This window comes from Inhella sp., assembly GCF_041912635.1.
GTDB lineage: Bacteria > Pseudomonadota > Gammaproteobacteria > Burkholderiales > Burkholderiaceae_C > Inhella.
Genome location: NZ_JAYRMO010000033.1, coordinates 1 through 21,790 on the forward strand (window position 1 = coordinate 1; position 21,790 = coordinate 21,790).

Genomic DNA, 21,790 nt, shown 5'->3' on the forward strand with positions numbered 1-21,790 from the left:
TCTCATGACGCCCATGCTCGGCGTTGATGGGACGAGACTACGAGCAAGTGCGTCAGGACTTGGCGCGCAACATGAAAGACTTCCGGGGCAAGCGTGGCTTGTCGCAGGAGGCGCTCGCCCTGAGCGCCGATGTGGATCGCACCTACGTGAGTCAGATCGAGCGCGCTGTGGGCAACCCGTCCCTGCTGGTCCTGTGCAAGCTGGGCGTGATCCTGGAGACCGACGTGCTTGGTCTCTTGGCGGAGCAGACCAAGTGAACACGGGTAAGGCCACCCGAATGGGGATGTCCGCGAAAAATGTATACGAAAGTGACTACGGAATGAGCAAAGCCGCGCCGAGACCCAGTAACAATGGCACTTCCAAGGCCATCTTTCACTTTAACGTCTGACGCTCCAGCCCATCCCCCACGGCGGAACACCATGGCTCTGATCGAAGGTTTTCGGGTTCGCAATTACCGCGCGCTGCGCGACGTGACGCTGGGCAAGCTCTCGACCCAGCAGAACAGCGAGCCCCTGACCCCGTTTACCGTGGTGATTGGCAAGAACGGCGCCGGCAAGAGCACCCTGTTTGACGCCTTTGGCTTCGTCTCCGACTGCCTGACCCACGATGTGGAGGCCGCCTGCGACATGAAGCAGCGCGGCGGCTTTGAGCGCATGCGCTCGCAGGGGACGGACGAACCCATCCAGTTCGAGATCTACTACCGCGAGGCCAAGGGCGAGCGGCCGATCACCTACGAACTGGCGATCAATGTCGATGGCAGCGGACGGCCCTATGTGCAGTCCGAGGTTCTTAAGCAGCGCCGCAAGAACTCGAAGCATGGCCGGCCCTTCCCCTTCCTGCGCCTGGACCAAGGCAAGGGAACGGTTTGGGCAGGCGAAGAGGCGGTCGAGGGCGCCACCGGTGAGGAAGATCGCGCCCAGGAAGATGTTGATCTCACCGATCTGCGCCGTTTGGGCATTGCCACACTGGGCACACTGAAAGAGCACCCGCGCATCCGTCGCTTCCGCGACTTCCTGAAGGGCTGGTACCTCTCGTACTTCAATCCCGACATGGCGCGGGTCATTCCGTCGGCCGGGGCGCAGCGGCACCTCAACAGCCATGGCGACAACATCGGCAACGTGGTCCAGTACATGGAGCGCGAACACCGCGCACGCTTCGACTCGATCTTGAAACGCATTGCCGAAAAAATCCCCGGCGTGCACAGCATTCGGCACATCGAGAGTCCGGACAAACGCGTGCTGCTGCAGTTCAACGATGGCGCCTTCGCCGACCCTTTCTACGCAGGGCAGATGTCGGACGGCACGCTGAAGATGTTTGCCTACCTGCTGCTGATGGAAGACCCGGAGCCGCCACCCTTCATCTGCATCGAAGAGCCTGAGAACGGGCTGTATCACGGCCTGCTCGATTCGCTGGCGCGCGAACTACGCGGCCATGCCACCGGCCAGGTCCAAACCCCGCAGATCTTCGTCACCACGCACCAGCCCTACTTCGTCGACGCCCTGTCGCCTAAGGAAGTCTGGATCCTGGGCAAGGGAGCGGATGGCTTCTCGACCATCCGTCGCGCTTCCGACCTGGCCCTGGTGCAGAACCTGGTCGACGAAGGCCTGCCGCTGGGCAGTCTCTGGTACAGCAACTACCTCGAAACCAACTGAGCCATGCACATTGAGGTGTTGGTGGAGGACAGCTCCGGGGCAAGGCTGCTGGAGATCCTGCTGCCCAAGCTCATCGGCGAGTTCGACGCCCCGCATCGCTGGCGCGTTCACGACCATCGCGGCATCGGTCGTCTGCCGCCGAATCTCAAGTCGCGGCCAGACCCCGGCACGGCCTGCCTGCTGGACAAGCTGCCGGCCCTCCTGCGGGCCTACGGCAAGCCGAACTCAGGCGTTGACGCCGTCCTGGTCGTGTTGGACAGCGACCAGCGCCCCTGGCGCGAGTTCCAAACGGAGCTGGAGGTGGTGGCCAAGGCCTGCGGCGCCACGCCGACCGTACTGGTCCGGCTTGCGGTTGAAGAAGTCGAGGCTTGGTACTTCGGTGACCGAACAGCGCTGCTGAGCGCCTTCCCACGCGCCAAGCGAAAGATCCTGGCTGCCTATGATCAGGACGGTGTCTGCGGCACCTGGGAACGCCTGGCCGACGCCATCCATCCTGCAGGATCCGTTGCGCTCAAGAAGGCGGGCTGGCCCTTGCCCGGACAGCTGAAACACGATTGGGCCGCCGCCATCGGGCCGCTGATGGATGTCGAGCGCAACCAGTCCCCCAGCTTCTGCCGGCTGCGCGATGGCCTGCGACAGCTGGTCGCCTGACTCCGTTCGACCGAGCGCGGCGATGCAGTTCTTCATCCCCCCGCGCGAACAGTTCTTTCGCCCGCTCACGCACGACAACCGCGAACTTTGTGCCGCCGTGCTGCGGCGTCTGCATGAGTCCGTGCACGGCGCCCAGGCCGACTACGCCCAGGTGCTGACGCGCGAGCGGGTGCTGGAGCTGATCCAGCAATGCCTGGCCCAGCCCGAGCTGCGCGCGCTGGCCTTCGAACCGGGTGCCGCCGTACCGGCGCAGGAGGAGCGCAGCTACGCCAGCGAGCTGCTGCGCAAGCTCAAAGACCATGGCTGGCTGGAGGACTATCGCGACCCGATTGACCTGCAGCCGACGCTGAAGCTGACGCGCGCCGGCCGCGCCTTCAGCGAAACCCTGGCGCAGCTGGACGATTCGCGTGCCAAGACGCGACAGCGCAATATGCGCTCGGCACGCAAGGCCCTGGCGGCCTTTCAGGCCACGCGCGATGTCGATGAACTGCTCGACGCGCATGAGTTCGCCGCCCGCGTGGTGCAGGACCTGCAGGACGACATCGAGTACTTCCGATCGCTGATCCAGCACCTGACCCGCGAGGCCCTGGAGCAGAAGCTGGCCTGGAGCGAGTTCAACGAATTCATCGAGACCCGTTTCGCACGCGAGTACGCGGTGCGCCTGGTGGCCGATTCGGCCGAGCGCCATCGCGGCGCCATTGCCGAGGCCGTGCAGGCCCTGCGTGAGCTCTCCCTCGCCGAGCGGCAGCAGACGGACGCCTATCTGCTGCAGCGTGCCCCCTGGCTGGAGGCCGAGCTGCAGGGCCGCAGCGCGCTGCTCTGGCTGGCCGACCGCATCGAGGCCATGGTCGAAGCGGCCTGCAACCTGAAGCTGCCGATGCTGCGCGCCGAGATGCACAACTACGTGCGCCGCTTCACCAGCCTGCTGCGCCAGGCGCTCTCGCTGGACTACGGTGCCGATTCGGCGCTCGGCCGCAGCCTGGCCTGGCTGAAGGAGCGCGAGGAGCCGCAGCGCCAGGCCCTGCTGGACGCCTTGGCGCGGCGCCTTGCGCCGAGCGAGCTGCGCCTGCTGGGCGGCACGCTGCGCTGGAGCCCGCGCGAACCCGAGGCCGCCGCGGCCCTGCCGCCGGCCCGGGTCGACTCGGCCAGCCGGCTCGACGCTCTGCTGCGCCGCGCCGAGTCGGAAGCCTTCGCGCTCAGCGACCAGGCCCTGCTGAGCACCATGCTGCCGCAGCTGCTGGCGCTGAACGGAACGCTGCGCCTGTCCGAGCTGCCGCTGCGCCATGCGGGCGATGCCTTGCAGCTGCTGCACGCCGTGGGCGCGGCGCGCTCGGCCGAGGGGCGCGAGCTGCTGGACGCCCGGCGCAGCGGCACCCGCCTGCAGACGCCCTACTTCGACGCCGACGACTACCTGTTGAGCCTGAAGCCCCCCTGATCCACGACCCATGCAGCTGCAATCCCTGCACCACTGGCTGGAACAACGCCTGGCCGACGAGAGCGGCGGCGCACTGCAGCCCGGCCGCTTTGCTGAGCTGTGCGGGCGCCTGCTCGCGGCCGGCGTGGTCTGGCGGGAGCACTCGCGCCCCGAGGCCGCGCTGTATGACGAGCTGGTGCGCGTCGAAGCCCTGCTGCGCGAATGGTTTGCCTGCATGGGCTTTGTGCTGATCCATGACCTGGACGCGCGCCTGTTCCGCCTCTACCCGCCGGGCGAGGCCGGCGGGGCCGACGAGGAGGACGGCGTCAAGCGATTGCGCGCCCGCCTCTCGCGCGACTTCGTGGCCAGCGCGCTGGCCCTGCGCTTTCTGTACACCGAGGCCCTGACCGGCCGCCGCGCTCTGGTGGATGAGCGCCTGGCGCTGAGCTTGGAAGAGCTCTCACAGACCCTGGTGACCCTGCTGGCGCACCGCCTGCCCAGCTCGGCGACCGAACGCCTGAACCTGCTGCGCGAACTGCGCAAGCAGCGCCTGCTGCACTTCGTAGAGGACGAGAGCGCCGGCCAGATGGAGATGGGCCTGGCGGTGCTGCGCCCGGTGCTGAGCTTTGTCAGCGACGAGGCGCTGGAAGACGCCTTGCGCCAGGTGGCCCGATGAGGATTGCCAAGCTCATCACCTGGCACTGGGGCGGGCTGGAGGACCGCGAATGGCCGCTGGCCGAGCGCGTGCTGCTGACCGGTGAGTCCGGCTCGGGCAAGTCCACCCTGCTGGACGCCATCCAGACCCTGCTGACCGCCGCCCACCAGCATCTGGTGCAGTTCAACGTCGGCCAGGACGAATCGACCCAGGGCCGGCGCGGTGGCAAGGAGCCGCGCACCTTGGCCGCCTATGCGCTGGGCCAGCAGGCCGATGGCGTGTTCCTGCGCCGCCGCAGCACCAGCTACTGCGCGCTGGTGTTCGAGCCGCAGGGCGAGGAAAAGGCGGAACCCTTCAGCGCCCTGGTGGGGGTGGAGGCCGAGGCAGAGGGCCGCGCCGCCAAGCTGCTGCGCAGCCCGCTGTTCTTCCTGCTGCGCAGGCCGCTGGCGCTGGCCCATCTTGCGCAAGACCCGGCGCAGGCCGAGGCCGTGGCGCCGCTGCCGCTGAAAGAGCTGTATGTGCAATTGCAGCACCGCCTGCAGTTGGGGCCGCAGGGCGTGCAGCGCTTCGAGGCCAAGGACAGCTATTTGCAGCATCTGTACGGCGCGCTGATGGGCAAGACCGCCGTGGGCGAGATGGAAGCCACGCGCGCCGCCAAGTCCCTGGTCAAGGCCATGGCCTACAAGGAACTGGGCAACGTCAACGAGCTGGTGCGCGACGAAATCCTGGAGCCGCACGATTTCAGCCGCGACCTCGACCGCATGCGCGAGCTGATGCGCGCCATCGCCGGCCTGAAGGCCGAGGCCGAGCGCCTGGCCCTGAACCTGGAACGCCTGGAACACGCTCAGGAATGCGCCCAGGAGCTGCTGGACGAGGCGCGCCGCTTTGTGCTGAGCCAGCTGGCCCAGGCCCTGCGTGCGCGGCAGGACTGCGCGGACGAGTTGGGCGTGGCGCAGCGCCACGTCGAACGCCTGAGCCGGGGCGATGGGCAATTGGCCCGGCAGCTCGATTCGCTGCGCGCCCGCGAGGAGCAGCTGCAGCAGCAGGCCCTGCTGCTGCAGACCCAGCTGGCCGGCCACGAGGTGGCGCGCGAGAAGCAGCGCCTGGAGCACCAGATCGAGGTGCAGGCCGACGCCTTTCGTCTGCATTGGTCGCATGTGCAGGCCGCCGTCCATGGGCTGGAGGGCATGGTGGCGCAGCTGCAGCAATTGCTGGCGCTGGAGCTGGGCTCGGTGCCCGAGCTGCAGGCCGCCGTTCAGGCGCTGCGCCCCGCCGCCCAAGCGGTGCTGAAGCCCTGGGCGGCGCTGCGCCAGGCCTACCGCCGCCCCGCCCAGCTGGACCAAGAGCTGCCGGCCTTCGAGCTGGAGGACTTTGACCAGGCGCTGGCGGAGCTGGAAGCCGGCATTCGCGTCGCGCTGCAGGACGGCCTGGTACAGACCCAGGCCGCCGTGGCGCAGCGTGTGCAGCTTCACACCGTCGAACGCGAACAGCGCGCCCAGGAACTGAGCCAGCTGCAGGCCGGCCGCGCGCCCGGGCCGCGCGAAGCGCACCAGGCGCTGGCCTTGATCGAACAGGCGCTGCCGCAGGCACACCCGCATCTGCTGGCGCAGCTGGTGCAGCCCCGGCCCGGCAGCGAGTGGCAGGGGCCCATCGAGGCCTATATGGGCGGCGACCGCTTTGCGCTGATCGTCGAGGCCGGCTGTGAGGCGCGCGCCGCGCGTCTCGTCAAGCAGGCCTTTCCGCAGCGCTCGCCCAAGGTGGTGCAGGGCCGCAAGGCGCTGGAAGACACCGAGGGCCGCAGCCTGGAAGCCCGCGCCGTGCTGCACGAGCTGCAGTGCAGCCACCCGGTGGCTAACGCCTTCCTGCTGGCGCAGTACGGCCGGGTGCGCAAGGTCGAGAGCGAGGACGAACTGGCCCGCACGCCCCAAGGCCTGATGAAGGCCGGCCTGGGCAGCCGCGGCTACGGCATGTTCAGCTGCCAGCTGCCCGACACCGAGCTGGCCTTTGGCGCGGCGGCCCGCCAGCGCCGCCGTGCCTGGTGCGAGGCCGAACTGGAGCGCCTGGACGCCGCCCTGCGGGCCGACCGCGCGCTGGCCCAGTCGCTGCGCGCCGTGGCGCAGATGTTTGCCGGCGCTGTCTTCACGCCGCTCACGCCCCTGCTACTGGCGGTGCTGGAAAGCCAGCTGCAGCACGCCCATGCCAGCCAGGCCCTGCGCACCCTGGACCTGAGCGATGTGCAAGCCCTGCTCGATCAGCAGGCCTTGCAGAAGCAGGCCCAGCAGCAGCTGCGCGCTGAGTTAGAGGGGGCCCTGCGCGAGCAAGGCGCCTTGCACAGCGAACTGGCCACGCAGCGCGAACGCGCCGAACGCCTGGGCGCCGAGCTGCCGCAGCGCGAGGCCGATGCCGCCAGCGCCCAGCGCTGGATCGAGCGCTATGCCGCCGCCCTGCCCGAGCTGGCCAGCGGCGCGCAGCTGTTGGCTGAAGCCCAGGCCCTGGCGCTGGAAGCCAGCGCGGCCGCGCTGCGCGAGCGCATCAATGTGCTGCAGGGCCGGCTGCGCCCGCAGATGGTGGCGCTGGCCCAGGCGGTCGGCGCCTACCTGAGCGGCGCGCGTGACGATACCGAGCGCTTTGCCTGGAGCGACCCGCCGCGCAGCTACGAACGCCTGGAAGAACTGCTGCCGCCGGTGTTCCTGGCGCTGCGCGCCTGCGCGCAGCAGATCGAGCGTCAGCGCGGCCTGGGCCTGGCCGACAACACCCGCCAGCTGCGCGATGCAGAGCAGCAGTTCAACCATGTGTTCACCAGCAATTTCTGCTTCAAGCTGCGCGACGACGTGCGCCAGGGCGCGGCCACCCTGCAGCGCCTGAACCGGCACCTAAGCGAGATCCAGTTCGGCACCGACCGCTTCAAGCTCGAATGGGACTGGGTGCCGCGGCTGCAAAAGGTGTACGAGTTCTTCGAGGCCGTCGAGGCCTGCGTGGATGGGCTGGAACACGGGCGCAGCTCGATCTTCGAGGCCGAGCAGCTGACGGATGAGCAACGCGCCACCGCCGCCGAACTGCGGCGCCTGCTGCTGGCCAACGACCAGGGCGCCAGCGAACGCTCGCTCAAGGAGCTGGCCGACTTCCGCAACTACCGCCGCTACGACATCGTGCGCAGCAACGCGGTGGGCAGCACGCGGCTTTCCACCTGGGGCACCGGCTCGGGCGGCGAGCTGGAAACGCCCTTCTACGTGGTGCGCGCCGCCGTGCTGGCGCATGCGCTGGGGCACTTCGGGCGCGAACGCCGCGAGGCCCCGGCACTGCGCCTGATGCTCAGCGACGAAGCCTTTTCGAAGATGGACGAGGCGCGCTCACGCGCCGTGCTGCGCTTTCTTTCGCAGACCCTGGGCCTGCAGCTCATCGTGGCCATGCCCACCGCCAAGTCCGGCGCCGTCAAGCCCGAGTTCGACCAGGAGTACACGTTCTCCAAACTGCGCGCCGAACGCGAGGGTCAGACCCTGTTCGTCAGCGAGGCGCAGGAGAAGACCCTGCACCGCCAGGCCCTGGCGGCGCTGTGGGAACAGCATGCCGAGCAGGCCCGCAGCGCCGCCCGGGCGGCCTTCGAGGCCGCCAATGACTGAGACCCCCAGCCCCTTCCAGCGCCGCATTGCGTTGGCGCTGCTGGCCAAGGCCGAGGGCAAGCCGGCGGCGCGCCTGCGGCTCGACGCCCGCATGGCGCCGGAGCTGCACGGCCATACCGATGCCGAGGAGCGCGCGCGCTGGTGGCTGCAGCTGCAGGAACTGGAGCGACGCGGCTGGTGGCGGCTGCAGCTCGCGCCAGCGCGCGAATTTGCCGACCTGGCCGAGCGCAAGCCGCAGCTGGCGCTGCAAGATTTCGACGCCCTGGCCGCCTGGGCGGGCTACCAGCCCCAGGCCAGCCGCTGGGCAGCGCGCTGGCAGGCCCTGCTGCAGGAACGCGGCGCGCCCGAGGCCCTGCGCCAGTACCTGGCACGCAATCCGCTGGCGGCGCTGCAGCCACTGCCTCCCGAACACGCCTGGGACAGCTTGCAGCAGCTGGCGCAAATCTGCCAGAGTGCCCAGCGCATGCCCTTGCGCGAACTGTCCGCACGCGTGTTCCAGGGGCGCTCCAAGCTGCTGGACGCGCGCGAGGAACTGCTGCTTCTGCTCGGCGCCCAGCCCGGCCAGTTCAGCGAGGCGCCAATCCAGCTGCTGATCGACTGCCCGGCGCGCGTCGAGTACGCGCTGTTCGTTGAGAACCTGACCAGCTTCGAGGCCCTGGCCGATGCGCGCGGTGCGGCCTGGCAGCACGCCCTGCTGCTCTACGCCGCCGGCTTCAAGGGCAGCGCCCGGCGCTTGCGCGAGCCGGCCGGCTGCCGGCTCTATCTGCGCGCCGGCAGCACGGCGCCGCAGCTGGGCCTGGTGCAGCGCTGGCTGTTCGAGCGGGCGGAGCTGCCGGTGTGCTTTTTCGGTGATTTGGACTACGCCGGGTTGGACATCCTGCGCCGGCTGCGCGAGCTGTTCCCACAGGCGCAGGCCTGGGTCCCCGGCTACCGCGCCCTGGCCGACTTGCTGGAGGCCGGCGACGGACATGCGCCGGAATGGGCCGACAAGCAGCAGCAGGCCGACCCGGGCACCACCGGCTGCGCGCTGGCCGACACGGAGCTGCTGCCCTTGTTGCGCCGCTGTGGCCGCTTTCTGGACCAGGAGGCACTCACGCCCGCTCACTTCGCCTGAGCGAACTCCTGCTCGTGCAGCCAGGCCGCCTGCTTCACCGTGCGCTTGGTCCGCCCCCACTCCTCCATCATGGCTGGCGCCACCTCGCGCAGGCGCTCCAGATCGCCCGGCTTGACGGTATTGGCCGCCAGTTCGATGCGGTGGCCGTTGGGGTCGTGGAAGTAGATGGACTGAAAGATGGCGTGGTTGGTAGGGCCCACCACGTCCAGGCCCATCGCCTCCAGCTTCGTCTTGGCCTGGGCCAGCGCGTCCAGGTCCGCCACCTGGAAGGCGATGTGCTGCACCCAGGCCGGCGTGGCTTCGTCACGCCCCATGGCCGGGCTGTTGGGCAACTCGAAGAAGGCCAGCACATTGCCGCGGCCGGCGTCCAGAAAGATGTGCATATAGGGGTCCGGCGCCTTGGTGCTGGGCACGCGGTCTTCGGAAATCGCCAGCAGCAGGTCCATGTCTAGCGCCTGCTTGTAGAAGGCCACGGTTTCCTGCGCGTCGCGGCAGCGGTAGGCGGCGTGGTGAATGCCTTGCAACATCACAGAACTCCTCGCTTTTCCTGATCCTTCTCCAAAGATCGGAACAGCGCGCCGAAGTTGCCCTCGCCAAAGCCCAGGTGGTCGGCGCGCTGGATGATCTCGATGAAGATCGGCCCGATCAGGTTCTTGGTGAAGATCTGCAGCAGGTAGCCGCCCTCGTCGCCATCCACCAGCACCTGGTGCTGCTGGATGCGGGCGTGGTCCTCGCGCACGCCGGGCACGCGCTCGAACACCTCGCGGTAGTAGTCGGGGTCGATGTCGAGCGTTTCGATCGGGCTGCCCTCCAGGGCATCCAGCGAGGCCAGGATGTCGTCCGTCAGGAAGGCCAGGTGCTGCACGCCCGGGCCCCGGTATTCGCGCAGGTACTCGGCGATCTGGTCCTTGTCGTCCTTGGGCTGGTTGATGGGGATGCAGAAGCTGCCGTCCGGCGAGCGCAGCGCGTAGCTGGTCAGGCCGGTCTTGACGCCCTGGATGTCGAAGTAGCGCACCTCGGTGAAGCCGAAGATGCCCTTGTAAAACTCGGCCCAGCGCTGCTGCTCGCCCGGGGGCACGTTGTTGGTCAGGTGGTCCACCACCTTGAAGCCCTTGTCGACCTGGATCAGCGGCTGGTCCAGCGCCACGAACTCACGCTCGTAGACCGAGGGCTGGCCTGTGCTTGGGGTCTCGATGAAATAGATCAGGCTCTCGCCAATGCCCCACACCGCGGGCCAAGGGTGGTCCTTCATCTCGGCCGGCACGGCCACCGCACCGCGCGCCACCGCCGCCTGCAGCGCGGCTTGGGCGTCGTCACAGCGCCAGCCCATGGCGCTGATGGACGGGCCGTGGCGCTTGGCGAACTCGGCCGAGTGGCCGCCGCGCTCGCCATTGAGCAGGAAGTGGATGTCGTTCTGGCGGAAGTAGTGGATCGCCTTTTCCGGGTGGCGACGCAGCTTGGAAAAGCCGAAGGCCCAGAACAGGGATTCGAGGTGGTCCAGATCCGGACCGCAGAACTCGGTGAACTCGATGCCGCGCAGGCCGCAGGGGTTGAAGGTGCTCATCGCAAGACCCAGGGAAGAAGCGAATGACCCTGATTCTTCTAAGGCCTTAAATTCTGGAAAAGCGAATTTCTTTGCGAATCAATTTCCGAAATTTAGAACATGCGGTGGGATTTGGAGGGTTTGGCGGCGCTGGACGCCCTGGTGCGAACCGGCAGCGTGGCCGGCGCGGCGCAGGCCTTGCACAAGGTCAGCTCGGCGGTGAGCTACCAGGTCAAGCGCCTGGAGGAGCAGCTGGGCCTGAGCCTGATCGACCGCAGCGGCTACCGCCTGCGCCTGACGCCCGAAGGCGAGGCCGTGCTGGCGGAAGGCCGCCGCCTGCTGCAGCAGGCCCACCAGCTCGACGCCCTGGCCCAGCAGCTGGCCAGTGGCTGGGAGGCACGCCTGCTGCTGGTGGTGGACGGCATCCTGCCCCTGGCGGACAGCCTGCAAGCACTGAAGACCTTGGCTGATGAAGGCGTGCCGACACGCGTGCAGCTCAAGATCGAGTTCCTGGGCGGCGTGCAGCGCTGCTTCGAGCAGGAAGGCGCGGACCTGATGATCGCCAAGGACTACCGCCCCCACGCACAGTGCCGCGCACTGGCCTTGCCCGAGCTGGAATGCCTGCTCTGCGTGGCCCCGCAGCACCCGCTGTTGCAGCTGGGGCGCCCGGCCCGGCTGGCCGATCTGCACGCCCATGTGGAGCTCACCGTGCGCAGCTCGGACAAGAACAGCGGCGCCGGCAACGAAGACCGCCAGATGTTCGGCGGCGAGCGCGTGTTCTTTCTCTCCGGCTTCGTGGCCAAGCGCCAGGCCCTGCTGATGGGCATGGGCTTTGGCTGGATGCCGCGCTACCTGGTGGACGAGCAGCTGGCGCGCGGTGAACTCGCCGAGCTGCCCTACGAGGGCGGCTCGCGCTACCGCTTCACACCCTGGCTGGTGCAGCGGCTGGACAAGCCGCTAGGGCGGGCGGCGCAAAGGTTGGTGGAGTTGCTGAGCCCCTGAGCCCCGATGCATCGGCCTGTCGGCTCGCGGCGCGCATTCGGTCGTGCAGGGCTGCAGCCCGTCGCAAGAAGGAGCTGCTCAGGCTGGGCGGCTCGCTACATTCCGCCCCCGCTGTCCATCACTCCTTCTGCTCCCACCCATGGCCACTCAGAACAAGACCTGGCGCCAGCGCCTCTCCCTCAAGACCTGGCCCATGCGCATCGCCCTGGTGCTGATGGCCGGCGGTGCCTACGCCGGCTACCGCACGCTGAACCCGCCCGCGCCACCCGAGCCGCCGCCCAGCGGTGCGGCCGCGCTGGCCGACATCACCCAGACCGTGCAGGCCGCCGGTGTGCTGCAGCCGCGCGTCAAGGTGGATGTGGGCGCGCAGGTCAGCGGCCAGGTGCAGAAGATCCATGTGCAGCTGGGCCAGCAGGTGAAGAAGGGCGAGCTGCTGGTCAGCCTGGACCCCGAGCTGGCGCGCAGCGAGGTGGCGCAGGCCGAAGCGGCGGTGGCCCAGCAGGCCGCGTTGATCGAGGCGCGTCAGGCCGAGCTGAAGCTGACCCGCGCCGAAGTGGAGCGCCAGCGCCGCCTGCTCAAGGGCGAGGCCACCGCCGCCACCGAGGCCGAGCGCGCCGAGGTGGAGCTGACCAAGCTCGAGGCCGACCTGCGCGGCCAAACCGCCAGCCTCAAACGCCTGCAGGCGGAACTGGACAAGCGCCGGCTCTCGCTGGGTCACACCTCCATCACCGCGCCGATGGATGGCACGGTGGTGAACCTGCCGGTGCAGGAAGGCCAGACCGTCATCGCCATCCAGATCACCCCGGTGATGGTGACGCTGGCGAACATGGACGAGATCACCGTGCGCACCCGCGTGCCCGAGGCCGACATTGGGAGCGTCAAGGTGGGCCAGAAGGCGCGCTTCGTCACCTTGTCCGGCGAGGCGCAGCGCTTCGAAGGCACGGTGCGCGTCATCCAGCCGGTGCCCGAGCGCGCCGGCAACGCGGTCTTCTACAACGTGCTGTTCGAGGTGCCGAACAAGGAGCGCAAGCTGCTGTCCGACATGACGGTGCAGGTCAACATCGAGACCGGCAGCGCCAAGCAGGTGCTGGCCATTCCCGTGGTGGCGCTGGGCGCCCGCGACGACGAAGGCCGCTTCGCCGTGCAGGTGCTGGAAGCCCCGGCCAAGGACGGCAAGGACGCCAAGAAGACCCCTCAGCACAAGGAGCGCAAGATCCGCACCGGTCTGCAGGACGGTGGCCGCGTGCAGGTGCTCGACGGCCTGAAGGTGGGCGAGAAGGTGCTGCTGGCCCCGCCGCCGCCGGAATCGGCCGCCAGCGCCGCTGCCAGTGCCGCCGCGAAGAGCTGACATGGCACGCGATCTTCTGGTGCCCTCCGCCGCGCACGCGCCGGAGCACGGCCGCCGCACGGCCCCGCCGCTGATCGAGCTGCGCGCCATCGGCCGCCACTACAAGCTCGGCGACATCGAGGTGCGCGCGCTCGACGGCGTGACCCTGGCCATCGAAGCGGGCGAGTTCGTGGCCGTGATCGGCCAATCCGGCTCGGGCAAGAGCACGCTGATGAACGTGCTGGGCTGCCTGGACAACCCGACCGAGGGCCAGTTCCTCATCGACGGTCAGGACGCCAGCCACTTCGGCCCCGATGAGCTGGCCGCGCTGCGGCGAGAGCGCTTCGGCTTCATCTTCCAGCGCTACCACCTGCTGCCGCATCTGGATGCCCGCGCCAACGCTGCCCTGCCCGCCGTGTATGCCGGCGCCAGCCAGGCCGAGCGCAGCAGCCGCGCGCAGGCCCTGCTGGAACGCCTGGGCCTGGGCGAGCGTCTGCACCACAAGCCCAACGAGCTGTCAGGCGGGCAGCAGCAGCGCGTCTCCATCGCCCGCTCGCTGATGAATGGCGGCCAGATCATCCTGGCCGACGAACCCACCGGCGCGCTCGACTCCGCCTCCGGCGCCGAGATGCTCAAGCTGCTGCGCGAGCTGAACGAGCGCGGCCACACCATCATCCTCGTCACGCACGACCATCAGGTCGCCGCGCATGCGCGCCGCGTCATCGAGCTGAAGGACGGCAAGGTGATCCGCGACAACGGCACCCCCGCCACGCACCAGCCGCCACAGACCGAGGACAGCCAGCCGCTGCCGCCGGCCTCGTGGTGGCGGCGCCTGCAGGCGCAGTGGCGCGAGGCCTTCGCCTCGGGCGTGCAGTCGCTCAAGGGCAACCGCCTGCGCACCGCGCTCTCCATGCTGGGCATCAGCATCGGCATCGCCGCCGTGGTGTCCATCCTGGCGCTGACCACCGCGGCGCGCGGCAGCATCGAAAAGGACGTCAGCGGCTTCATGTCCGGCCGCATCATGGTCTGGCGCGGCAACCCCAATCTGCCGCCGGGCCAGCAGGCCAAGGCCTTCACGGCGTCGGACATGGCCTCCATCCGGGCGCTCAACGGCGTCAAGGCCGTCACCACCGAACGCGAGGCGCAGATGACGGCGCGCCACGGCGCGCGCGACAGCATGGTCACCGTGCTCGGCGCCGAGGCCGACACCCTGGCGATGCGCAAGCTCAAGCTCGACGCCGGCCGCGTCTTCCAGCCGCACGACTTCAACAGCGCGGCCCAGGTGGCGCTGATCGACGAGAAGGCGCGCAACAACCTCTTCAAGCCGGGCGAGAACCCGGTGGGCCGCACCCTGCTCATCAACCCCATGGCCGGCATGGGCGGCGACCCGATGGCCGCGGTGGCCCAGGGCGGGCCGATGACACCACCACCCGTGGGCGTGGCCCTGCCCGTCACCATCATTGGCGTCGTCAAACCCGACACCGGCGGCCTGGTGAACTTCGGCTCCTGGCTCGGCCAGGTGTTCGTGCCGCACACCGCCTTTGCCCGCAAGCTGGACCTGCGCACCGACGCCGACCAGTTCAACGTGCTGCTCGACTTCACGGTGCCGCCGGCCGAGGTGCTGCGCCACATCGAGTACCGCATGCGCGCGCTGCACGGCGCCCAAGACTTCGGCACCTGGAGCGCGGAAGAGGAGTTCCAGAAGTTCCAGCAGGTCACCGGCGCGATGGCGCTGCTGTTTGCCGGCGTGGGCGCCATCTCCCTGCTGGTGGGTGGCGTGGGCGTGATGAACATCATGCTGGTGTCGGTGAGCGAGCGCACCCGCGAGATCGGCATCCGCATGGCCGTGGGCGCACGCCAGCGCGATGTGCGCCTGCAGTTCCTCGTCGAGGCCGTGCTGCTGTGCTGCCTGGGCGGCCTGGTGGGCGTGCTGCTGAGCTGGCTGGGCGCGCAGGGCATCAACGCCGCGCAGAGCGACCTGAAGGTGGAGGTGAGCTGGGCGGCGCTGGGCGTGGCCTTCGCGGTCTCCAGCCTGGTTGGCCTGATCTTTGGCACCTTGCCGGCAAGACGTGCAGCGGCACTCAGCCCTGTCGATGCCCTGGCCCGGGAGTAAGAACATGAACAAGCACTTGATCGCCGCGGCTGCGGCGCTGGCTCTCAGCGCCTGCAGCATCACCCCGCCCGCCGCCCCGCAGGCCAGCACCGCCATGCCGGCGCAATGGCAGCAGTTCGAAGGTCAGGCGGCCCCGGCGGACTGGGCCGGCCTGATCGACCCCGCGCTGACGCAGCTGCAGGCGCAGGCTCTGGCCGCCAACCGCGACATCGCCCAGGCCGTGCTGCGCTGGCGCCGCGCCGAGCTGCAGACCCAAGGCGCCGCGCTGGATCGCCAGCCCACGCCCAGCCTGAGCCTGGACGCCTCGCGCTCGCGCCTGATCGAGCACGGCCCGACTTCGCGCAGCTACGGCCTGAGCGCCGGCCTGGGCTACGAGCTGGATCTGTGGCAGCGCCTGGCCCAGGCCGAGCGGGCCCAACTGGCCGAGGCTGAAAGCGCGCGCACCGACATCGCCGCCGCCAAGCTGCTGATCCGCGCCCAGGTGGCCGAGCGCTACTGGAGCCTGGCCGCGCTGGCACTCGAAGAGCCCCTGATTGCCGAGCAACTGCAGGGCGCCGAGCAGGTGGTGGAGCTGACGCGCCAGCGCGTGCGCGAAGGAAAGCTGCTGCCCATCGAGGTGGACAAGAACGCCGCCACCCTGCAGGCCCTGCGCTCGCGCCAGGCCCAGTTGGAGCGCGAACGCAGCCAGCACCGCCTGGCCCTGGGCCTGCTGCTTGATCAGACCGAGCCCGCCCTGCCCGCCACCGCCCGCCTGCCCGACGCCGCCCCTCCGCGCTGGCTGCCGCCGGCCCCCGAACAGGCCCTGGCCCGCCGCCCCGACGTGCAGCGCGCCCGCCTGGCCGTGGACGCCGCGCTGGCGCGCCAGCGCAGTAGCGAGGCCGCGCGCTACCCACGCCTGAGCTTCACCCTGGGCCTGGGCACCGGCGGCAGCGACGCCGGCGACTGGCTGCGCAACCCGCTGGCCAGCCTGGCCGCGAACCTGGTGGTGCCCCTGGTGGACTGGCGCCGCCTGGAACTGCAGCGCCAGGGCGCGCTGACCGAGGTGGAAAGCAGCGCCCTGGCCCTGCGCGACAGCCTGCACAAGGCCCTGGTGGAGGTGGAAGGCCTGGCTGCCGAGGAGCGCGAGCTGCAGGCCCAGGAACAGGCCAATGCCGCGCGCCTGCAGGAAGCCCGCCGCACCGCCCAGCTGGCGCAGCTGCGCTTCGAAGTGGGCGCGATTGCCCGCGCCGACTGGCTGCAGGCCCGCAATGCGGCACTGGCCGCCGAACAGGAAGGCATCCGCCTGCGCCTGCGCGCCTGGCTGAACCAGGCGGCCTTGCACAAGGCCTTGGCAAGCGCCTGATCAGTCCGCCGCAGCCGCGCCGAGCGGGCACTCGATCTCGAAGCGCGTGCCCTGCCCCGGCCGGCTGTGCACGCGCAGGCGACCGCCCAGCTGCTGGCGCACCGCGGCTTCGGCGATGAAGAGGCCCAGGCCGCTGCGGCCGCGCCCGAACTGGGTGCTGACGTAGGGCTCGAACACATGAGGCAACAGATCGGGGGCGATGCCGCAGCCCAGGTCCTCGACCGCCAGCAGGGCATGCGCGGTGGGCTGGGCGGCGGCCTGCACGCGCACCAGGCCGGGCTCGCCCGGCGCATAGGCATGGCGCTCGACGTTCTGGAACAGCTGCACCAGCACCTCCTCCAGCGCCTGGCTTGGCCACAGCGGCGCGCCTACGCCGTCCTGCAGCTGCAGGCGCAGGCAGCTGGTGGGTGAGAGCGCGCGCGCCCAGGCCCGCTCCACCAGCGCGGCCAGGGGCGCGCCGGCGGCGCCGTCGTGGCGGGCCGGGCGGTAGCTGGCCGTCAGAGCCAGCGCGCGCTCCAGGCCGCGCCGGGCCAGGGCCTGGGCCTCGGCCAGCTCGCCCAGGCGCGCCAGCAGACGCGGCCGCTGCAGGCGCTCGGCCTCGATCCAGGCCATCAGCTCCTGCGCCAGCATGCCGGCGTGCGAGAGCGCGGTGAGCGCGGTGCCCAGCGGGGTGTTGAGCTCGTGGGCCACGCCGGCCAGCAGCGGGCCCAGGCTGGCGGCGCGGCTGTAGCGGGCCAATTCCTCCTGCAGGGCCTGCAGCTGGTCCAGCGCTTCCTGCAGGGCGGCGCTCTGGCGCGCGGCCTCGTCGGCGCGCTGGCGGTGCCATTGGCGCTCGCGCTCGGTGTGCTCCAACTCCACCTGCTGGCGCAGGGCCAGGCCGCTGCGCTCCTGCGCCTCGCGCGCCATGTGCAGGCGCATCGCGTGCGCGCGCCGGCTGTGGGTCAGGGCCGCGGCGCCGCGACCCGACTGCGCCTGCCAATCGGCCAGATCGTCCAGGCGGCGCAGCAGCTCGGTCGGGCCGCCGAAGCGCAGCGCGTCGTCCAGCACCGGCTCAACCAGCGCGCAGGCGGCCTCGGCCTGGCCGGCCTGCGCCAGGCAGCGCGCCCGGCTGAAGCGCAGGATGCGGTGGCAGGGCGTGGCCGGGTCCTGGTCGGCCTGGGCCGCCAGCGCCTCGCCCTGCTCCAGCGCCGCCCAGGCCGCCGGCAGATCGCCCTGCTCGAGCGCCATGTCGATGAGGCCCGTGGCCAGGTTGGCAGCCTCGCTCCAGCGCCGCTGCGCGCAAGATTCGGTGATGCCTTCGAGCAGGACCGCGCGCCGCTCCGCCTGCCGGCCCAAGCTGCGCAGCGCGATGGCCTGGGCCGCATACACCTGCACCCAGGGCCCGCGGTAGCCCATGGCGCGGTACAGAGGCAGGGCCTGGCGCGCGTAGCCCAGTGCGCGTTCGGGCTCGCCCTGCAGCAGGGTCAGCTGACCCAGGGCGCCGAGCAGCAGGCCCTGGCTCAGCGGGTCGGGCACGGTCTGCGCGGCCAGCAGGCTGCCGGCGCGCTGCAGCAGCTCGGCCGCGCGTTCGAACTCCTGCGCCACCACCTGCAGCCGGGCCGAGACGCAGAGCAGGCGCGGCAGCAGCTCGGGCTCGCGCCCGGCCTCGCACCAGGCCAGGGCGCGCGCCAGCACGGGCTCCAGCGGGGGCAGCTGGCGCCGCTCGTAGCCCAGCTGGCAGAGCAGCAGGGCAAAGGCCACCACCGGCCAGTGCTTCGGCGGGGCCTCGGGCAGGGCCAGGAAGGTCGGCAGCAGCTCGTTCCAAAGCTCGCCCGCCCGCTCGGGGGCCTCGTAGTAGCGCTCCTGCTGGGCGTCCAGCCAGGGCGCCGAGCCGGCTTGCGCACCCGCCGCGTCAGACCTCATCGCGCAGGCTCTGGTAGTTGGACACCTCGGCCAGCGCCTGCTCAAGCTCGCGCTGCGCGCGCTGGCAGCCGGCCAGGGTCTGCTGCAGGCCCTGCTGCAGGGCACGGCGGCTGACGCCCGCGCCCAGGCGCACCGAGTCCAGCAGCGCCTCGTCGCTGGCCTGCCCGGCCTCAAGCTGCTGGCGGGCGCGCTGCAGGGGCGCCTCCAGCCGACCCGCCAGGCCGATCAGCAGCTGGCCCAGGCCGGCCAGCTTGCGCGCCTCCACCAGCTCGTCGTGCAGCGCGCGCTGGCGCGCCAGGGTGGCGGCCAGATCGGCGTGGTGGCGCTCCAGGGCCAACACGCGGGTCTCGCTGGCGGCGCGTTCCTGCTCGGCGCGCTCGATGTCCGATTGCTGGCGCAGCAGGTCCAGATGCCGGCGCCCGGCGCGTGCGTCGTGCAGGAGCTGGAGCTGCTGGGCCTCGCGTGCCGCCGCCAGGGCCTCGGTCGGTTGTTCCGCCAGCACCAGCCAGTCGGCCAGTTGGTTGAGCCGGTCCGCCAGATCATGGGCGGCGAGGCGGTGGCGCTGCTGGCTCAGGGCCTCGCGCAGGCCCGCACAGGCGGCGGCGTAATCGCCCCGGGCCGCCAGCCAGCGCGCGCGGCTGAACACCACCATGGCATGGCCCGGGGCCTCGGCGCCGCCGGGCTCGCGCGCCGCGTAGTCACTGGCCTGCTGCAGGGCCTGCTCGGCCTGCTGCGGCTGGCCCTGTTCGAGCGCCAGGTCAAACAGGCCGGTGGTGAGCAGCGCGGCCTCGCCCCAGCGCTGCTGCGCCAGAGCCAGCGCGCAGCCGCGCTGCAGGCTGGCCTGCCGGCCCTCGGCATCGCCCAGCTCGCGCTGCGCCAGGGCCAGCAAGGCGTGCAGCTGCACCCAGGGCCCTTCCCATTCCAGGCCGGCCAGCAGGGCCAGGGCCTGGCGCGCCTGCACCACGGCCGCCGCCGCCGCGCCTTCGCGGTAGGCGAGCTGGGCACTGCCGCCCAGCGCCAGGCCCTGGGCCAGGCTGCCCGGCTCAGCGGCCAGCAGGGCGCGCTGCAGGCGCTCGCGTGCGGCATCCAGGCGCTGGGCCTGAATGTCGGCGCGCGCGGCCAAGGCTTCAAGCAGGGCCCGGTCCTGATCGCCCAGCCCGGGCTCGGCCAGGGCTGCCACCAGCAGGGCTTGCGCGCGCAGCGGACTGCGCAACTCCAGCGCCAGGGTGCCAACCCAGGCCGCCAGCGCGGGGCCGGCCAGCGCCCCCTGGGCCAGACTCAGCGCCGCCGTCAGCAGCTCGGCGGCACGCTCCGGTGCCAGCCGGTAGGCGCTGCGCTGCGCGGCCAGCCAGGCCGGTAGCTCGGCCGGAGCGGTGGGAAGCGCGGGGGCGGACTCCATGGCCCGATCGATTCTGCGCCGCGGCGGCGCGCTTGGCACGCGCGCCTGCCCGTGGCTGGCAGCCCCTTGGCGGACAGCTGAGCTCCTTCTTACGGATGCCCCAAGGCGGGTGGTGGCATCCCCCCACAACGGCCGCGCTTGCGCTTGAATACCCGGCGCGGCCCCGGGCCGCATGGGGAGCGCACAAGATGGCATCCATCACCCGCCGCATGCTGTTGGGCAGCAGCGCCAGCCTGGGCCTGCCCCTGTCAGCCCAAACCACCTGGGTCGTGCAGTTCGACCCCGCCAGCGTGCCCACCATGTATGCCGACGAGCAGGGCCAGGCGCGCGGCATCTATCCGGCCCTGGTGGCGGCGGCCTTTGCGCGCCTGGGCGAACCCCTGCAGGCCGGCACCCTGCCCTTCCGGCGCCTGGTGAACGAGTTGCGCGAGGGCCGCAGCCTGGCCGGCGCAGTAATCCGCACGCCCGAGCGCGAGGCCTTTGCCGATTTCAGCCACCCCTACTTCAGCGAGGCCCTGACGGTGCTGACCCAGGGCGAGCGGGCGCCCGGCATGCCGAATTGGGCTGCCTTGAAGCGTGGCCGCATTGGGGTGATTCGCGGCTGGTCCTACGGGCCCGGCTTCGAAGCGGCGCGCCAAACGCAGGAGCTGCGCACCGAAGAGGTGACCAGCGACCTCAACAACCTGCTGATGCTGCTGCGCAAGCGACTGGACGCGGTGCTGATCACCGAACTGGGCGCGCGCTACCTGCAGCTGCGCCACCCCGAGCTGCAGGCTCTGGCACCTGCCTTCCGACTCAACGCCAACGACATCCACCTGGCCGTGCCACGCGGCCAGCCGGGCGGGCCGCAGCTGCTGGAGCGCTTCAACAGCGCCGTGGCCGCGCTGCGCCGCAGCGGCGAGTTGGAGCGCCTGGCCGAGCAGGCGCTCCAGCAGGCGGCCACGCGCGGCTGAGTCGATGGGTGCCGATCAGTCCCGATCCGGCGCGCCGGGCGGGAACCAGCTGCGGAAAGGGCGGCCTTCGTCCACCGCGCGGGCCACCGGCGGGTGGGCCAGCAGGCGCTGGCGGTAGGCGCGCAGCTTCGGGTGGGCGGCGGGGATCTCGTGCACCCAGTCGGCGTAGAAGAGCGAAGGCGCGGCGGCACAGTCGGCCAGGCTGAACCGGCCTCCGGCCGCCCAGCCTGCTTCAGGTAGCTGGCTGTCGAGCCAGGCGTAGGTCTTTTCCAGCAGCGCATGGGCCTCGGCCAGGCCATAGGCATCACGCTGATCAGCCGGGCGCAGGCAATCGAGCACCAGCTTCTGCATGGGCGTCATCACGTACTGGTCGAACAGACGGTCGAACAGGCGCACCTGTAGGGCCGCCTGCAGGTCGGCCGGCAGCAGCCGGGGCGTGTCGGGGTGCTGCAGATCCAGCCATTCGATGATGACGGTGGATTCCATCAGCACCGCTTCGCCCGCGCGCAGCAGCGGCATGCGCTGCAGCGGCCACAGGCGCGCGAACTCGGCGGCGGTGTCGGTCTGATCGGGGCCCAGCAGGCGCAGCTCGAAATCCAGTCCCTTCTCGCGCAGGGCGATCAGCACCTTCTGGCAATAGGAGGAGAAAGGGTGTGCGAACAGCTCCAGCTTCACAGCTCGCACGCCTGCTTCAAGCGCTGCAGCGCGGCCGGCCACATCGTGTTCATCATTTCCACGTAGGCGTCTGGCACCTGGCTTAGCTCGATCTCCAGGCGCGTGCCGCCGCCCTGTTCCAGCAGCCGGTAGCGCTCGAACACGCCCTGCCAATCCGAGGCCTCCTTCGGCTGGCCGCCCACCAGTTCGCCCAGGTGCTCGATGCTGACGTATTCGGGCGCGCGCGCCGCTTCGATGCGCGCGCGCATGCCCTCGCCCGAGGGGCCGAGGAAGCGGATGTCCGCCCCCGTCTCCCAGCGCCCCTCGTAGTACGAGCCCTCGCAGAACGCCGCGGTCCAGTCGCGGTAACCGGCGTCGCTCAGCATCTGCTCCCACACCCGCGCGCGCGGCGCGCGGACCTCGACGAAAAAGTCCAGCTTCATGGCCAT

At 70.5% G+C, this 21,790-nt stretch carries 18 protein-coding genes; 12 read left to right on the forward strand and 6 right to left on the reverse strand.

Features of this window, described 5'->3' with window-relative positions:
• Positions 1-26 precede the first annotated feature (26 nt).
• The 7 genes from ACE3QP_RS17320 (at position 27) to ACE3QP_RS17350 (ending at position 9,106) form a co-directional block, all read left to right on the forward strand.
• Positions 27-257, forward strand: coding sequence for a helix-turn-helix domain-containing protein (locus ACE3QP_RS17320; RefSeq protein WP_374437739.1), 231 nt, complete (start codon positions 27-29; stop codon positions 255-257).
• Positions 258-419: 162 nt separating this feature from the next.
• Positions 420-1,652, forward strand: coding sequence for an AAA family ATPase (locus ACE3QP_RS17325; RefSeq protein ID WP_374437740.1), 1,233 nt, complete (start codon positions 420-422; stop codon positions 1,650-1,652).
• A 3-nt stretch (positions 1,653-1,655) separates the two neighbouring features.
• Positions 1,656-2,303, forward strand: a complete 648-nt coding sequence (locus tag ACE3QP_RS17330) for a DUF4276 family protein (RefSeq protein ID WP_374437741.1) — start codon at positions 1,656-1,658, stop codon at positions 2,301-2,303.
• Positions 2,304-2,325: 22 nt separating this feature from the next.
• Positions 2,326-3,738 (forward strand): Wadjet anti-phage system protein JetA family protein, encoded by a 1,413-nt coding sequence (locus ACE3QP_RS17335; RefSeq protein ID WP_374437742.1) that lies wholly within the window; start codon positions 2,326-2,328, stop codon positions 3,736-3,738.
• A gap of 10 nt (positions 3,739-3,748) precedes the next feature.
• Positions 3,749-4,393 (forward strand): DUF4194 domain-containing protein, encoded by a 645-nt coding sequence (locus ACE3QP_RS17340; protein WP_374437743.1) that lies wholly within the window; start codon positions 3,749-3,751, stop codon positions 4,391-4,393.
• Positions 4,390-7,992, forward strand: a complete 3,603-nt coding sequence (locus ACE3QP_RS17345) for an SbcC/MukB-like Walker B domain-containing protein (protein ID WP_374437744.1) — start codon at positions 4,390-4,392, stop codon at positions 7,990-7,992. Before ACE3QP_RS17340 ends, ACE3QP_RS17345 begins: the two co-directional genes overlap by 4 nt.
• Positions 7,985-9,106: a Wadjet anti-phage system protein JetD domain-containing protein gene (locus ACE3QP_RS17350; RefSeq protein ID WP_374437745.1), complete on the forward strand. Its 1,122-nt coding sequence runs from the start codon at positions 7,985-7,987 to the stop codon at positions 9,104-9,106. The genes ACE3QP_RS17345 and ACE3QP_RS17350 overlap by 8 nt, the downstream gene beginning before the upstream one ends.
• Here the strand turns inward: ACE3QP_RS17350 and ACE3QP_RS17355 are convergent.
• Together ACE3QP_RS17355 and hppD are read right to left on the reverse strand one after the other, a co-directional pair.
• Positions 9,094-9,636, reverse strand: coding sequence for a VOC family protein (locus ACE3QP_RS17355; RefSeq protein WP_374437746.1), 543 nt, complete (start codon positions 9,634-9,636; stop codon positions 9,094-9,096). The genes ACE3QP_RS17350 and ACE3QP_RS17355 overlap by 13 nt on opposite strands.
• Complete coding sequence (gene hppD / locus ACE3QP_RS17360) at positions 9,633-10,670, reverse strand: 4-hydroxyphenylpyruvate dioxygenase (RefSeq protein ID WP_374437747.1); 1,038 nt, start codon at positions 10,668-10,670, stop codon at positions 9,633-9,635. Before hppD ends, ACE3QP_RS17355 begins: the two co-directional genes overlap by 4 nt.
• 99 nt (positions 10,671-10,769) lie before the next feature.
• On the opposite strand from hppD, the gene ACE3QP_RS17365 reads away from it, so the two are divergent.
• The 4 genes from ACE3QP_RS17365 to ACE3QP_RS17380 all read left to right on the forward strand — a co-directional run bounded on the left by ACE3QP_RS17365 (position 10,770) and on the right by ACE3QP_RS17380 (position 16,433).
• Positions 10,770-11,651: a LysR family transcriptional regulator gene (locus ACE3QP_RS17365; RefSeq protein WP_374437748.1), complete on the forward strand. Its 882-nt coding sequence runs from the start codon at positions 10,770-10,772 to the stop codon at positions 11,649-11,651.
• 139 nt (positions 11,652-11,790) lie between these two features.
• Positions 11,791-12,999 (forward strand): efflux RND transporter periplasmic adaptor subunit, encoded by a 1,209-nt coding sequence (locus tag ACE3QP_RS17370; RefSeq protein WP_374437749.1) that lies wholly within the window; start codon positions 11,791-11,793, stop codon positions 12,997-12,999.
• 1 nt (position 13,000) lies between these two features.
• The gene (locus ACE3QP_RS17375; protein ID WP_374437750.1) at positions 13,001-15,091 is read left to right on the forward strand and encodes an ATP-binding cassette domain-containing protein; all 2,091 of its coding nucleotides are present in this window, start codon (positions 13,001-13,003) and stop codon (positions 15,089-15,091) included.
• Between the two features lie 4 nt (positions 15,092-15,095).
• Positions 15,096-16,433 (forward strand): TolC family protein, encoded by a 1,338-nt coding sequence (locus ACE3QP_RS17380; protein WP_374437751.1) that lies wholly within the window; start codon positions 15,096-15,098, stop codon positions 16,431-16,433.
• Here the strand turns inward: ACE3QP_RS17380 and ACE3QP_RS17385 are convergent, their stop codons facing one another.
• Together ACE3QP_RS17385 and ACE3QP_RS17390 are read right to left on the reverse strand one after the other, a co-directional pair.
• Entirely contained in the window at positions 16,434-18,335 is a 1,902-nt protein-coding gene (locus tag ACE3QP_RS17385) for a sensor histidine kinase (protein ID WP_374437752.1), read from the reverse strand.
• A complete protein-coding gene (locus ACE3QP_RS17390) occupies positions 18,325-19,734 on the reverse strand; it encodes a hypothetical protein (RefSeq protein WP_374437753.1) in 1,410 nt (469 codons plus the stop codon). Before ACE3QP_RS17390 ends, ACE3QP_RS17385 begins: the two co-directional genes overlap by 11 nt.
• Before the next feature lie 188 nt (positions 19,735-19,922).
• Between ACE3QP_RS17390 and ACE3QP_RS17395 the strand changes: the two genes are divergently transcribed.
• Positions 19,923-20,687, forward strand: a complete 765-nt coding sequence (locus ACE3QP_RS17395; RefSeq protein ID WP_374437754.1) for a substrate-binding periplasmic protein — start codon at positions 19,923-19,925, stop codon at positions 20,685-20,687.
• 15 nt (positions 20,688-20,702) lie between these two features.
• Here ACE3QP_RS17395 and ACE3QP_RS17400 read toward each other — a convergent pair whose 3' ends face one another.
• Positions 20,703-21,362 (reverse strand): glutathione S-transferase family protein, encoded by a 660-nt coding sequence (locus tag ACE3QP_RS17400; RefSeq protein WP_374437791.1) that lies wholly within the window; start codon positions 21,360-21,362, stop codon positions 20,703-20,705.
• Positions 21,359-21,790, reverse strand: a complete 432-nt coding sequence (locus ACE3QP_RS17405; RefSeq protein WP_374437755.1) for an SRPBCC domain-containing protein — start codon at positions 21,788-21,790, stop codon at positions 21,359-21,361. The genes ACE3QP_RS17400 and ACE3QP_RS17405 overlap by 4 nt, the downstream gene beginning before the upstream one ends.